Raw genomic sequence first — 14,047 nt, 5'->3', positions numbered from 1 at the left:
CAGCGACCGGCGCCTTGCGACGGCGAGGGAAGAGAAGGGACCCATGTCTTCGGCCGGCTTGATCGACCCGGACCGCGCCGCGGCCTTGCTCGATACGCGCGATCCGGCGGTGTTTTCGGACCGCCTGCTCGAGGCCGCGCACACGGTCGCCGGGATCGAGGAGCTCTTCGCCTTTCGCGTCGGCGAGGGTGCGCCCGAGACGCTGGCCTTGTCCAGCGAGCTGGCCGAAGCACCCGAGCGGGCGGGGGCCTATGCGCGACGCTTTCATCGCAGCGACCCCGCCGTTTCCGCGCGCCTCGCGGCACGCCAGGGAACCGGCTTCGTCTGCCGCATTCCCGCCGCTGCGATCGCGCTCGGCACCTACCGCAGGCTCTGTTTCGAGCGCCCGCGCTTCTCGGAGAAGATCTGCTTCGGCTGGCGCGCGCCCGCGCACAGCCTCGTGGTGAACTTCTACCTGCGCCGGACAGGGGCCGAGGTGGACATGGCGCAGCTCGGCGCGCTGGCGCAGGTCGCCATCACCGGACTGACGCGCCTGATGCGACAGCGTGCCGAGGGCGCTCCGCTCGTGCAGCAGGTGGAGCGCCGCCTGGCCGAAGCCCATCGCAGGCTGACCCCGCGCGAGCGCGAGGTCTGCGCCCGCACGCTCGCCGGCCGGACGGCGCGTGAGATCGGCGAGGAACTGGGGCTGGGGGTCGGGACGGTGCTGACCTATCGCCAGCGCGCCTATCAGAAGCTCGGCGTATCGAAGGCGAACGATCTGCTCGCCGCCGTCATCGAGTGACGGCGGGCGCGGATCGCCCGGTTTTTCAAGTGGTTGTGCATTTTCGCCCGCTCCATCATTGCCGCTTGTCACCGCGCCTCGGCAAGAGTGTTGTTGCAAATGAAACGAAAAGTGAAGTAGGAGAGTCGCACCACGACGATCTGCCGCCGCGCCGCCGAGGCGTGCCTGCGAGCGCAGACACACCAGGGAGATACGACGCCGATGGCCGGGAAGCCGTTGCGCAGCTGGGTGCCGGCAGCGAATGCGGACGATTGCGATTTTCCCATCCAGAACCTGCCCTATGGCGTGTTTTCCACGCGGGGCGGGGCGCCGCGCTGCGGTGTCGCCATCGGCGACATGATCGTCGATATGGCGGCGTGCGAGGCGCGGGGTCTTGTTGATGCCGGCGGCACCTTTGCGCAGCCGCAGTTGAACGAGTTCATCGCTCTGGGGCGCGGCAAGTGGGACGAGGTGCGCGCCAGGCTGACGGCGCTCCTCGCTGAAGGCGGCGACGAGAGCCTGCCGCTCGTGCCGATGGCGGCAGCGCGGATGCATCTGCCGATCCGGGTGACCGAGTTCACCGATTTCTATGCCTCGAAGAACCACGCCTTCAACGTGGGCGTGCTGTTCCGCGGGCCCGAGAATGCGCTGCCGCCGCAATGGACGCACATGCCGATCGGCTACAACGGGCGGGCGTCCTCGGTCGTGGTCTCGGGCACGCCGATCCGGCGGCCGATGGGACAGGTCAGGGGAGAGGACGGGCCGGTCTGGAGCCGCTGCCGGCGGCTGGACCTCGAGCTGGAGCTCGGCGCCATCGTCGGCGCCGACAGCCGCATGGGCGAGCGTGTCAGCGTCGAGGAGGCCGAGGCGATGATCTTCGGCTATGTGCTGCTGAACGACTGGTCGGCCCGCGACATCCAGGCCTGGGAATACCAGCCCCTCGGCCCGTTCCAGTCGAAGGCGCTCGGGACCACCATCGGCGCATGGGTGGTGACGCGGGCCGCGCTCGAGCCGTTCCGCTGCCAGGGGGCCGAGCGGGTTGCACCGCTGTTGCCCTATCTGCGTGAGGAGCGCCCCGGCTTCTATGACCTCATCGTCGGCTGGACCATGAATGGCCAGGCGATGGGAAGGACGAACTACAACGTCATGTACTATTCGAGCGCCCAGCAACTGGCGCATCACACGGTATCGGGCTGTCCGATGCGGGTGGGCGACCTCATCGGCTCCGGCACGATCTCGGGGCCGACCCTCGGCGAGACAGGGGCGCTGCTGGAGATGACGCAGGGCGGCAAGAACCCTGTCGTTGTCAACGGCGAGGAGCGCACCTTCATTGAGGATGGCGACGAGATCGGGCTCTATGCCTATGCTCGGGGCGATGGCTACCGCATCGGTTTTGGCCCCTGCACGGGGCGCATCCTGCCGGCGCAGGAGTGAGTGCGATGGCGGCCGCACGGGTGCTACTGCACGACTACTGGCGCTCTTCCGCCTCCTTCCGGGTGCGAATCGCCCTCGCGCTCAAGGGCATCGCCTATGAACGCGCACCGGTGGATCTGGTCGCGGGGGTGCAGCATGGTGCAGCGCATCGGGCGCTGAACCCGCAGGGGCTGGTGCCCGTGCTGGAGATCGACGGCCTCCGGCTGACACAGTCGCTGGCGATCCTCGAATATCTCGAGGAGACCCGGCCCGAGCCGCCGCTGCTGCCGCGGGACGCAGGCGCACGCGCGCATGTGCGGGCACTGGCCCTGGCGATCGCTTGCGAGATCCACCCGGTTTCGAACCTTGCCGTGCTGGCGCGGGTGGAGCGGCTGGCAGGGAGCGAGGCCCGGGCAGCCTGGAACCGCGACAACATCGCCGAGGGTCTCGCCGCCTTCGAGCAGATGCTTGACCATCCGGGCTTCGCGGGCCGCTTCTGTCACGGCGAGCAGCCGGGCCTCGCCGACTGCGTGCTCATCCCGCAACTCTACAACGCTGCGCGCTGGGGCGTCGCTTTCGGCCATTTGCCGCGCATCTCGGTCGTGGCGCGCGCCTGCGAGACCGTGCCCGCCTTCGCCGAAGCCCATCCGGACAAATTCGACCCTTCGCGGGAGACGAAGGGCATTCAGGGAGAGAAACCATGAAATCGCTGAAGCTGGCTCTCACCGGGCTTGTCCTGTCGTCGGCACCGCTGATGGCGGAAGAGCTCATCATGTCATCGTGGCTGCCGCCCAAGCACCCCATCGTCGTGAATGCCTTCGAGCCCTGGGCCAAGGAGGTGGAGAAGGTCACCGAGGGCCGCGTGAGCGTGCGGATCATGGGTAAGCCGCTCGGCAGCCCGCCGGCGCATTTCGACATGGCGCGCGACGGCATCGCCGACATCACCTACGGGCTGCATTCCTTTACCGAGGACGACCGCTTCAAGCGCGCCCGCCTGGGGCAGTTCAGTTTCCTCGGCGACGACGCCATCGCCAATTCCAAGGCCTACTGGACGATCTACGGCGGCAAGCTGGATGCGGCGAGCGAGCACAAGGGCACACATCTCCTCGGCCTCTTCATGCACGGCCCCGGCCTGCTGCACAACAACAAGCGCAAGATCGAGAAGCCCGAGGACATGGCCGGCCTGAAGCTGCGTGTGCCGGGCGGCTATGTCGGCGATCTCGTCTCGGCGTTGAAGGCGACACCGCTCTTCATGTCCTCGCCGGAGGTCTACGAGAAGCTGTCGCGCGGCGTGATCGACGGGGTGGCTTTCACCTACGAGGCGATGACGGCGTTCAACCTCGTCGACTACATCAAATATTCCATGACCGTGCCGGGCGGCATCTACAACACCACCTGGTTCTTTGTCATCAACGAAGCCAAGTGGAACGGCCTGTCGGAGAAGGACCGCGCCGCCATCGATGCGATTTCCGGTGAAGCCTTCGCCGAGCGCGTCGGTCGGGCTTGGAACGATGCCGACGTCGTCGCCCAAAAGAAGGTCGGGGACAAGGTTCTCTTCTACAAGGCCAGCCCCGAGGTGGTCGCGGCCCTGCGCGAGGCGGCCGCCAAGCTGGAAAAGGCGTGGGCGGACAGCCTCGGCAACGACTATGACGGCGCCGCCGCCTTGGCCGAGTTCCGCGAGATGACCGGGGTCGGAAGCGAATGAGCCGTTCCGGCCCCATGGCCGACGATCCGCCCCCGGACATGATCCCGGGGCGGAGCCAGCATCGGCAGGCGGGCTGGTACCGTCTGCTCGCAGGCATCGCGGCCCTGCTGATCCTGATGCTGATCGGCGTCACCTGTATCGATGTCGTCGGCCGCTATCTGCTGAACCGGCCCTTCGGCGGTGCCTATGAACTGACGCAGATGCTGCTCGCGGCGCTCGTCTTCATGGCGCTGCCGCTGACAAGTGCCGACGGCGGCCACGTCGAAGTGGACCTTGCGCTGCATCTCGTCCCGCGCGGTTTCCAGCGTCTGCTGGGCCGGCTCGCCGGCCTCGTCTCGGCGGTGGTGCTCGCCTATTTCGCCTGGCGGCTGATTGCAATCGGCATGGATCAGCTGCGCGAGGGCACACGCAGTGCCTCGCTTGCCGTGCCGATGGCACCGCTCGCCTTCCTGGCGGCGGTGAGCTGCGCGGTCTCGGCCCTCGTCATGGTCTTGCGGCGGGAGGAGCCATGACCATTTCCCTGATCGCCTTCGCCATCCTGCTCGTCATGGTCTTCGCTCGCATCCCCATAGCCTTCGCGATGGCCATCGTGGGCGGCGTTGGCTTCGCGCTGCTGCGCGGCTGGGGCCCGGCGGGGGCCATGGTGGGCAACGCGGTCTTCGAGACCGGGCTCAACTATTCGCTGTCCGTGGTGCCGCTGTTCATCTTCATGGGCAACGTGCTGGCCGGATCAGGCATCGCCCAGGGCCTGTTCTCCGCCGCGGACCGGGTCTTCGGGCGGATGCGCGGCGGGCTCGCCATGGCCACGGTCCTGTCCTGCGGCGGCTTTTCGGCGGTGTGCGGATCGTCGCTCGCCACAGCGGCGACGATGTCCAAGGTGACGATGCCGTCGATGCGCCGCTTCGGCTATGCCGACAGCCTGGCGACCGGTGCCATCGCCGCGGGCGGCACGCTCGGCATCCTGATCCCGCCCTCGGTCGTGCTGATCATCTTCGGCCTCCTGACCGAGGCCGATATCGGCAAGCTGTTCCTCGCGGGCATCATCCCCGGTATCGTCGGCATCGTCGGCTACCTGCTCGCCGTGATGGTCGCGGTGCGGCTCAACCCGGAACAGGCGCCGCCGGTGCGCGAGGTGCATCCGATGACGCGGCGCGACGCCGTCAGCGTGGCCGCGGTGCTTGGGCTCTTCGCCTTCATCATGACAGGCATCTATGGCGGGTTCTTCACGCCCATCGAGGCGGCCGGCATGGGCGCTGCCGCCGCTCTGGCGATCGCCTTCGCAACGGGTGGCCTTGCCCGTGCCGCGCTGTGGCGCGCCTTCCTCGACAGCGCCACCGCCTCGGCGATGATCTTCGCCATCATCATCGGCGCCGAGATCTTCAGCAATTTCGTGACCTTTGCGGGCCTGCCCGACAGCCTCTCGACCATGGTCGAAAATCTCGGCCTGTCACCATGGGCGGTGCTTCTCGCAATCGTGCTGATCTACATCGTCCTCGGCTGCTTTCTCGAAAGCCTGTCGATGATCCTGCTGACGGTGCCAGTCTTCTATCCGCTCGTCTCGGAACTCGATTTCGGGCTCGCCATCCTGCAGGATCGGGAAGCGGTCCTCATCTGGTTCGCCATCATTGTCGTCGTGGTGACCGAGATCAGCCTGATCACGCCCCCGATCGGCATGAATGTATTCGTGCTGCGCTCGGTTCTGCCCGACGTGCCGCTACGCACCATCTTCCGCGGGGTCTACGTCTTCTGGATGGCCGACATCGTCCGCCTGGCGCTGATCATCGGCCTGCCGGCGCTGTCGCTCTATCTCGTCACCTGACGCGGGGCAGGGCGGTTGATTTCGGGCAAGGCGCCAAGCATCCCTACCATCCGAACTATCTGTCTCTTCCGGCGGTCCTCATGCGCATCGAGCTCTTCTTTCCCTATCGCCTTGCGGTCGTCGCCGAGGCCTTCTCGCGCCAGCTCGCCGCCGTCTACGGCCGTGAGCACGGGCTCTCCCGGGAGGAATGGCGCCTGCTCTTCCTCCTGGAGGACGCCGGGGTGCTCGATTCGCTACAGCTGTCGCAGCGCACGTCACTCGGAAAGGTGCAGGTCAGTCGCGCGGCTTCGCGGCTCGAAGAGAAGGGGTTGATCACGCGCGAAGTGCTGGGATCGGACCGGCGGTTGCGAAACTATGCCATCACCGATGTGGGGCGGGATCTGTTCCAGCGGGCCTTCGGCGGCGTCGAGGCCCGCGCGCAGGAAATCCTTAACGCCATGTCGGCTCAAGATCGCGCTGCGCTGGAGCGGGGCATCACGGCATTGGACCAGGCGATCGCCGCGGTAACGGAGCCCGAAAAGGGACGCGGTGCCAGTTTCCCGCGCCCGGGGCCATCGCCCCGCAAGGAATGAGGTCAGACGCCTCGCGCGATCAGGCGGTCGAGGGCTCTGTCCAGCCCCGCCGCGTCGGGGCCGAGTTCGGCGAGGAGTTCGGCCTGGAAGGCATCGGCGATACGGCCGAGGCGGCCCATCAGCTCCTGCCCTTTCGGCGTCAGTTCCAGCGCGATCAGCCGCCGGTCTCCTGAGTGACCGGCCTTGCGTACGAGCCCAGCCTGTTGGAGGCGCGATGCGGCCCGGCTGACGATCGACTTGTCGAGATTCACCCGCACATTGATGTCGCGCACGCTGACCGCGCCCGAGCGGTTGAGATGTGCCAGCACCCGCCACTCCGGGATGGTCAGCCCCGCTTCGGCGCCATACAGCGCGGCGAAGCGACGGCTGACCAGGGTCGCGGCGACTGACAGGCGATAGGGCAGAAATCCCTCCAGATCGAACGACATGCGCTGCTCCTCTTTCACCGAATATGAGCGGAAATTTGTTGCGGCGACAACAAAGGGCGGCCCGGTCGGGAGGGGCAGTTGACATCGTTGCAATAGTAACGATAATTCGTTGTAAATGCAACGAGTGTGGATCGCGCTGGGAGAGAAACGATGACGAAGCATGAGTTGCCGCGCGGCATGGTCCGGGCAACGATCACCACCGGCACGCACGAGGGCTACATGCCCGGCTTCGGCAACGACTTCGAGACCGAGGCGCTGCCGGGCGCGCTGCCACAGGGGCAGAACTCGCCGCAGAAATGCAATTACGGGCTTTATGCCGAGCAGCTCTCCGGCACCGCCTTCACCGCGCCGCGCGGCCAGAACGAGCGGACCTGGTGCTATCGCATCCGCCCCTCCGTCCGGCATACCGGCGCCTTCGCCGAGATTTCGGTGCCTTACTGGAAGACCGCGCCGAATATCCTGCCCGGCGTCGTCAGCCTTGGCCAGTATCGCTGGGATCCGGTGCCGCTGCCCGCGGCGGACGAGGACCTGACCTGGATCACCGGGATGCGCACCATGACGACGGCGGGCGACGTGAACACCCAGGTCGGCATGGCGAGCCACATCTATCTCGTCACCCGCTCGATGGAGGACGAATATTTCTTCTCGGCCGACGGCGAGCTCCTGGTGGTGCCCCAGGAGGGCCGGTTGCGCTTCTGTACCGAGCTTGGCGTCATCGATCTCGAGCCCAAGGAGATCGCCATCATCCCGCGCGGTCTCGTCTACCGCGTCGAGGTGCTGGAGGGGCCGGCGCGCGGCTTCATATGCGAGAACTACGGCCAGAAGTTCGACCTGCCGAACCGTGGCCCAATCGGCGCCAACTGCCTGGCGAACCCGCGTGATTTCAAGACGCCCGTGGCGGCCTTCGAGGACCGCGAGGCGCGCTCGCGGGTCATCATCAAGTGGTGCGGGCGCTTCCACGAGACCTGGATCGACCATTCACCGCTCGATGTAGTCGCCTGGCACGGCAACTACTGCCCCTGCAAATACGACCTGCGCACCTACAGCCCGGTCGGCGCCATCCTGTTCGACCATCCGGACCCGTCGATTTTCACGGTACTCACGGCGCCTTCGGGGCAGGAGGGGACGGCCAACATCGACTTCGTGCTGTTCCGCGAGCGCTGGATGGTGGCCGAGCACAGCTTCCGCCCGCCCTGGTATCACAAGAACATCATGTCCGAGCTGATGGGCAACATCTACGGCATCTACGACGCCAAGCCCCAGGGCTTCGCGCCGGGCGGCATGAGTCTGCACAACTGCATGCTGCCGCACGGGCCGGATCGCAACGCGTTCGAGGGGGCCACCAATGCCGAATTGAAGCCCGAGAAGCTGGACGAGACCATGAGCTTCATGTTCGAGACCCGCTTTCCGCAGCATCTGACGGAATTCGCCGCGAAGGAGGCCCCGATGCAGCAGGACTACATCGAGGTCTGGCAGCAGCTCGAGAAGAAGTTCGACGGCACGCCAGGCGTGAAGTGACGGCGAGCGGATCACTCTACTCTCGTCGCCGCCAATGATCTCTTGAAGCCGGGATCAACACCCGGCGCCGAGCCGAAAGACGTGCGCCGGGGCGGGGCTCAGTTCAGGTGACGGTTGAACCAGTCGATGGTGCGTTCCCACGCCAGCTTGGCCGCCGCTTCGTCGTAGCGTGGTGTCGAATCGTTGTGGAATCCGTGGTTCGTGCCCGGATAGACATGTGCCTCATAGATCTTGCCGTGCTGCTTGAGCGCCGCCTCGTAGGCCGGCCAGCCGGCGTTGACATTGTCGTCGTGCTCGGCGAAGTGCAGCAGGAGCGGCGCCTTGATCCTGGGTACATCCTCCACCGGCGCCTGCCGCCCATAGAAGGGGACCGCCGCCGCGAGTTCTGGATAGGCCACGGCGGCCGCATTCGACACGCCGCCTCCGTAGCAGAAGCCGACGATGCCGATCTTGCCGGTGGTCAGTTCATGGTCGTCCAGAAATTCGATCGCCGCGAAGAAGTCGTTCATCAGCTTCGTCGGGTCGACCTGACGTTGCAGTTCGCGCCCCTTCTCGTCGTTGCCGGGATAGCCGCCGACTGACGTCAGCCCATCGGGCGCGAGCGCCACGAACCCCGCCTTGGCCAGCCGGCGGGCAACATCCTCGATATAGGGATTGAGGCCGCGATTCTCGTGTACCACGACCACCCCCGGCACTGGGCCCGTGGCCTTTGACGGCCGCACCAGATAGCCGCGTACCTCTCCGTGCCCGTTGGGGGAGGGATAGGTGATATATTCCGCGACGATGTCGGGATCGGTGAAGGCCACCTGCTGGGCCAGGGCATAGTCCGGGCTGAGCATGGCAAGAAGCGTCGCGGCCGTCATTCCCCCGACCGCAAACTTGCCCGCCCTGTCGAGGAATTCGCGCTTGGTGATCCGCCCGTGAGCATAGAAGTCGTAGAGCTCGAGCAGTTCCTGCGGAAAGTCTTTGGCTGTCAGTCTCACCGTCGTGCCTCCCTGAAATTGCCGGCGCATGATAGAGCGTTCCGGACAAGCGGGAGGTCACGCTTGCGCTATCGTCACGGCTGCCCACCGGCATGAAGGCCTGCGATGATAGAAGGCCGGCGAAATGAGCGGCAGCAGTGTCACCGGCGTCAAGGCCGCGGAAGCTCATGGGCCGTGACCGCGGGCCCTCCGTCCTGACGGGACGCGCCCGGCGATCCCGCGGTCAGACGATGCCGCCGCCGCCCGACGCGACGGCCGGGCGCTGTTCAGCCACCTTGCGGCGATAGCCGCTCGCTCGATAGGCGGCGATCGGATCGATGGCGCCGCCGGTCCTCAACCGTGCCTGGGCCAGGATAGGCTCGACATCGGTGCGGAAGGCGGCCTTCAGCGTCTCGGACGCCATGAGCGCGTCGTTGTCCTCCTGGAATGTATCAAGCGCCGCCCGGTCGACGATCAGCGCCTGGGCATAAGCGCGCCGGATCTCATTGGCGCTGCGCATCAGACTTTCCACCGGATCGGTGACATTGTGCGACTGGTCGATCATATGCGCCGGGGCGAAGCCTTCGGCGCGCCGCTCCTCCGCATCGACCAACTCGTTGAAGACGAGGAAGAGCCGGAACGGGTCGATGGATCCGGTGTCGAGGTCGTCGTCGCCATATTTCGAATCGTTGAAGTGGAAACCACCCAGCTTCCCGAACTGGATGAGGCGGGCGACGATCATCTCGATGTTGACGTTCGGCGCATGGTGGCCGAGGTCGACGAGGCAGAAGGCCTTCTCCCCGAGCTCGGTGGCGATGAGATAGTTGGTGCCCCAGTCCTGCACGACCGTCGAATAGAAGGCCGGCTCGTACATCTTGTGTTCGGTGAACAGACGCCAGTTCGCGGGCAGATGCTGATAGATGGCTTTCATGGAATCGAGATAGCGCTCGAAGCTCCGGGTGAAATGCGACTGGCCCGGGAAGTTCGACCCGTCGCCGATCCACACCGTCAGAGCCTTGGAGCCGAGCGCACGGCCGATTTCGATGCATTCGATGTTGTGTTCGACCGCCTGCCGGCGTGTCGCCGCGTCGGTGTGGCTGAGGGAGCCGAGCTTGTAGCTCTTCTCCTGTCCCGGCGCGTCGGAGAAGGTATTGGAATTTATGGCGTCGAAGCCGAGTCCAAGGGCATCCGCATGGGCCTTGAGGCGGCGCAGATCGTCTACCTTGTCCCACGGGATGTGCAGGGAGACCGTGGGCGTGGCACGGGTCAGCTGATGAATGACGGCGCAGTCGTCGAGCTTGTCGAAGATGTCATGCGGCTCGCCCGGAGCGGGAAAACGTGCAAAGCGCGTGCCGCCCGTGCCGACGCCCCAGGAGGGCACGGCGACGTGGAAGCTGGCGACCTTCTGCGTGATGACCTCGATGTCGATGCCGTCGCGGTCGAGCTTCTCGCCGAGCGTCGCGTAATCGGCGTTCAGCGCAGCGGCGCGTCTGTCGTTGTCGGCGGCGACCACGTCGGCCGCGATGCGCTGTTCCGTCATGATGTCCTCCCGCGTGCCTTTGGTGTCTTAAAGGGTGGCAACTTGGCCAGATCGCCGCCACTCCCTGTCCGCCCAGGCAGGGAGAAGGAGTTACGGCGTCTGCGTTTTGGGGCTAACGCTCCCAACCGTTTTCTCACCGCGTGAATGAGGTCGCGTTGCCCGCATCCACGTTGATGATGTTGCCGGTCGACTTCGCCGAGGCGTCCGAGGCGAGGAAGTAGATCGCCTCGGCGATATCCTCGGGAAAGACGTTGAGCTTCAGGAGCGAGCGCTTGCGATAGTGCTCCTCCAGTTCATCCACGGCGAGGTTGGAGGAGGCGGCGCGCTGCTCGCGCCATTCGCCCGACCAGATCTTGGAGCCGCGCAGCACCGCATCCGGATTGACCGTATTGACCCGGATGCCGGCTTCGGCCCCTTCCAGCGCCAGGCAGCGGGCAAGGTGGATCTCGGCCGCCTTCGCCGTGCAATAGGCCGCAGCATTGGGCGAGGAGGCGAGGCCGTTCTTCGACGAGACGAAGACGACGGTGCCGCCGAGCCCCTGGCGGCGGAAGAGGCGGAAGGCTTCACGCGAGACGAGGAAATAGCCCGTCGCGAGGATGTCGATGTTGCGGTTCCACATGGCAAGGTCCGTCTCCTCCACCGGGGCGGAGGAGGCGATGCCGGCATTGGAAACGAGGATGTCGACGCCACCGAATTCGATGCAGGCGCTGCGGAAGGCGGCGATCACCTCGTCCTCGCGGGTGACGTCCAGCGTCACGCCGCGCACGGCATCGCGACTGAAGCGGCCGGCAAACTCCTCGACCGTCGCATTCAGAGCTGCCGCGTCGATGTCCGCGAGCACGATCGAGGCCCCTTCGCTGGCGAGGCGCGCCGCTGTGGCGCGGCCGATGCCGCCCGCGCCGCCGGTGATGAAGGCGACACGGCCGGCGAGGCTCCTGGGCTTGGGCATGCGCTGGAGCTTCGCTTCCTCCAGCAGCCAGTATTCGATGTCGAAGGCCTCCTGCTCCGGCAGGCCCCGGTATTCGGACACGGCCGAGGCGCCGCACATCACATTGATGGCGTTGACGTAGAACTCGCCGGCGATGCGGGCGGTCGCCTTGTCGCGCGCGAAGGACAGCATGCCGACGCCGGGCACGAGGAAGATCACCGGGTTGGGATCGCGCATCTTCGGGCTGTCCGGCCGCCGGCAGCCCTCGTAATAGCGCGTGTAGTCGACACGATAGGCGTCGAGTGCCTCGTCGAGCCCGGCGACGACGGCGTCGAGGTCGGGCGCCCGGGGGTCGAAATCGAGCACCAGCGGGCGAATCTTGGTGCGCAGGAAATGGTCCGGACAGCTGGTGCCGAGTGCGGCAAGCGGCTTCAGGGCGGCGGAGTTGACGAAATCGAGCACCGCCTGCTGATCGTCGAAATGGCCGAGCTTGCGCTCCACCTTGCCGATGCGCCCGCGGATCTCGGGCATCAGCCGCGCCGCGATCGCCCGTCGCTCGGCCGGCGGCAGGCTCGTCGTAACCGCGCCGCCGAAGGCGGGCCGGTCTGCCGTCCTCTCGGCGAACCAGGCGATGGCCTTGTTGATGACGCTGAGCGTCAGTTCGTAGACGTCCTTCGCCGTGTCCGCCCAGGTGAAGAGGCCGTGGCTTTCGAGCACGACACCCTTGGCGCGCGGGTTGGCGCGGGCGAAGGCTTCGAGATCGAGGCCGAGCTGGAAGCCTGGGCGCCGCCACGGCAACCAGCCAATCTCGTCGCCGAAGATTTCCCGCGTCAGGACGCGCGAGTCCTTCGATGCGGCGATGGCGATGATCGCGTCCGGGTGCATGTGGTCGACGTGCCGATAGGGCAGGAAGCCGTGCAGCGGCGTGTCGATGGAGGCGGCGCGCGGGTTGAGGTTGAAGGTGGCGTGCGGCAGGAGGCCGACCATGCGGTCCTCGTCCTCGATGCCTCTGTAGAGGCTCTTCAGCGCCGTGAGCTTGTCGAGATAAAGCGTGGCGAAGCCATCGCGCTTCATGGTGCCGACGTCGCCGCCGGACCCCTTGACCCACAGTACCTCGACCTTTTCGCCCGTCAGCGGGTCCGTCTCCATCACCTTGGCCGAGGTGTTGCCGCCGCCGTAGTTGGTGATCCGCTTGTCAGCGCCGAGCAGGTTGGAGCGGTAGAGCAGCAGCCCCGGCTCGTCGAGGCCGGCCGCCGCGCTATCGTCCCAGAGATTGTCCAGCAGCTTCGTTTTCGGTGCGATGTCCACGGGGGTCCCTCGTGCCTTCTCGGGGATGGGCGAACGGCCTCAGAATTCGGGCGGAAGCATCGACAGGCCCTCCGGCCTTGTCAACCAGATTTGATCATAAACAATCATTATCAATCATATTGCAATGCAACAAGATCGATTGTGATTGACGATGGCTCGAAAATGGTCAAGCCTTGCCTCCGGCTTGCGCGAAGCTGAATGGTCTTCGACCGTTCTCATCCCTCTTTCCGCGCAGATCCATGAGGCACCATGCACGAACGTGAGAGGCACCGGATCATTCTGAGCGCGGTTCAGGAGAAGCCGGTGGCGACCATTCAGGATCTCGTCGAGCTCACCTCCGCTTCGGAGGCAACGATCCGCCGCGACATCGCGGCGCTGCATGTGCAGGGCCGCTTGAGGCGGGTGCGCGGCGGGGCGGAGGCGCTCAATCCGGCGCATATCGGCAGCCTCGCTGCCAAGCCCTTCCGCGTGTCCGAGGGCGAGCACCTGGCGCAGAAGCGGGCGATTGCCCGCGAGGCCGTGGCCCTGTGCACGGACGGCGACCCCATCATCCTCAATGGCGGCACCACCACCTTCCAGATGGTGCATTATCTGACGAGCCGGCGCCTGCAGGTCTTCACCAATTCCTTCGCTATCGCGGAGCATCTGGTGAAGCACTCGAAGAACCAGGTGACCTTGCCGGGCGGGGCGATCTACCGCGACCAGAGCATCATCCTGTCGCCCTTCGACAATGACGTGACGCGCAACTTCTACGCCCGGCGCATGTTCATGGGCGCGCAGGGCGTCGGGCCAATCGGCGTGATGGAGCGGGACGCGCTCATCATCCAGGCGGAGCAGAAGCTGATCAACCAGGCGGACGAGCTGGTGCTGATGGTCGATTCGAGCAAGTTCTCGCGCCGCTCCAGTCTCATTCTTTGCCCGCTCGAGCGCGTCTCGACGCTGATCACAGACGACGGCATCCCGGATGCCGCCCGCGCCATGATCGAGGATGCGGGCATCAGGCTCATCGTCGCCGCAACGACGGCGGCGGAACAGGCGGTGGAACCCTCGTCGGCGGCGTGACGCCGGCGAAACAACAAGAGCCAATTGGGAGG

The 14,047-nt window shown here is 66.0% G+C and carries 13 protein-coding genes; 9 read left to right on the top strand and 4 right to left on the bottom strand.

The window, feature by feature from the left end:
- Positions 1-43 precede the first annotated feature (43 nt).
- The 7 genes from BOQ54_RS10300 to BOQ54_RS10270 all read left to right on the top strand — a co-directional run bounded on the left by BOQ54_RS10300 (position 44) and on the right by BOQ54_RS10270 (position 6,269).
- Complete coding sequence (locus BOQ54_RS10300) at positions 44-781, top strand: LuxR C-terminal-related transcriptional regulator (RefSeq protein WP_055458160.1); 738 nt, start codon at positions 44-46, stop codon at positions 779-781.
- Positions 782-982: 201 nt separating this feature from the next.
- Positions 983-2,194: a fumarylacetoacetase gene (gene fahA / locus BOQ54_RS10295; protein ID WP_071923844.1), complete on the top strand. Its 1,212-nt coding sequence runs from the start codon at positions 983-985 to the stop codon at positions 2,192-2,194.
- Positions 2,195-2,199: 5 nt separating this feature from the next.
- Positions 2,200-2,877 (top strand): maleylacetoacetate isomerase, encoded by a 678-nt coding sequence (gene maiA / locus BOQ54_RS10290; RefSeq protein WP_071923843.1) that lies wholly within the window; start codon positions 2,200-2,202, stop codon positions 2,875-2,877.
- Entirely contained in the window at positions 2,874-3,878 is a 1,005-nt protein-coding gene (locus tag BOQ54_RS10285) for a TRAP transporter substrate-binding protein (RefSeq protein WP_063185033.1), read from the top strand. The genes maiA and BOQ54_RS10285 overlap by 4 nt, the downstream gene beginning before the upstream one ends.
- Entirely contained in the window at positions 3,875-4,390 is a 516-nt protein-coding gene (locus tag BOQ54_RS10280) for a TRAP transporter small permease (RefSeq protein WP_245282524.1), read from the top strand. The genes BOQ54_RS10285 and BOQ54_RS10280 overlap by 4 nt, the downstream gene beginning before the upstream one ends.
- Positions 4,387-5,697, top strand: a complete 1,311-nt coding sequence (locus BOQ54_RS10275; RefSeq protein ID WP_071923842.1) for a TRAP transporter large permease — start codon at positions 4,387-4,389, stop codon at positions 5,695-5,697. The genes BOQ54_RS10280 and BOQ54_RS10275 overlap by 4 nt, the downstream gene beginning before the upstream one ends.
- Before the next feature lie 80 nt (positions 5,698-5,777).
- Entirely contained in the window at positions 5,778-6,269 is a 492-nt protein-coding gene (locus BOQ54_RS10270; RefSeq protein WP_055458166.1) for a MarR family winged helix-turn-helix transcriptional regulator, read from the top strand.
- Between the two features lie 2 nt (positions 6,270-6,271).
- On the opposite strand, the gene BOQ54_RS10265 is transcribed toward BOQ54_RS10270, so the two are convergent.
- A complete protein-coding gene (locus BOQ54_RS10265) occupies positions 6,272-6,697 on the bottom strand; it encodes a MarR family winged helix-turn-helix transcriptional regulator (RefSeq protein WP_063185026.1) in 426 nt (141 codons plus the stop codon).
- Between the two features lie 150 nt (positions 6,698-6,847).
- Here BOQ54_RS10265 and hmgA point away from each other — a divergent pair, with 150 nt between their 5' ends.
- Complete coding sequence (hmgA, locus tag BOQ54_RS10260) at positions 6,848-8,215, top strand: homogentisate 1,2-dioxygenase (RefSeq protein ID WP_071923841.1); 1,368 nt, start codon at positions 6,848-6,850, stop codon at positions 8,213-8,215.
- A gap of 98 nt (positions 8,216-8,313) precedes the next feature.
- On the opposite strand, the gene yghX is transcribed toward hmgA, so the two are convergent.
- The 3 genes from yghX to BOQ54_RS10245 all read right to left on the bottom strand — a co-directional run bounded on the left by yghX (position 8,314) and on the right by BOQ54_RS10245 (position 12,947).
- Complete coding sequence (yghX, locus tag BOQ54_RS10255) at positions 8,314-9,228, bottom strand: YghX family hydrolase (protein ID WP_055458169.1); 915 nt, start codon at positions 9,226-9,228, stop codon at positions 8,314-8,316.
- 193 nt (positions 9,229-9,421) lie between these two features.
- Positions 9,422-10,717 (bottom strand): L-rhamnose catabolism isomerase, encoded by a 1,296-nt coding sequence (rhaI, locus tag BOQ54_RS10250; RefSeq protein WP_071923840.1) that lies wholly within the window; start codon positions 10,715-10,717, stop codon positions 9,422-9,424.
- A 133-nt stretch (positions 10,718-10,850) separates the two neighbouring features.
- Positions 10,851-12,947: a bifunctional rhamnulose-1-phosphate aldolase/short-chain dehydrogenase gene (locus BOQ54_RS10245; protein ID WP_071924465.1), complete on the bottom strand. Its 2,097-nt coding sequence runs from the start codon at positions 12,945-12,947 to the stop codon at positions 10,851-10,853.
- Between the two features lie 255 nt (positions 12,948-13,202).
- Here BOQ54_RS10245 and BOQ54_RS10240 point away from each other — a divergent pair, with 255 nt between their 5' ends.
- On the top strand, positions 13,203-14,015 hold the full coding sequence (locus BOQ54_RS10240; protein WP_019404178.1) for a DeoR/GlpR family DNA-binding transcription regulator: 813 nt from the start codon (positions 13,203-13,205) through the stop codon (positions 14,013-14,015).
- Positions 14,016-14,047 lie beyond the last annotated feature (32 nt).

The organism is Chelatococcus daeguensis (genome assembly GCF_001887265.1).
GTDB lineage: Bacteria > Pseudomonadota > Alphaproteobacteria > Rhizobiales > Beijerinckiaceae > Chelatococcus_A > Chelatococcus_A sambhunathii.
This window is presented reverse-complemented; position numbering and strand designations above follow the sequence as displayed.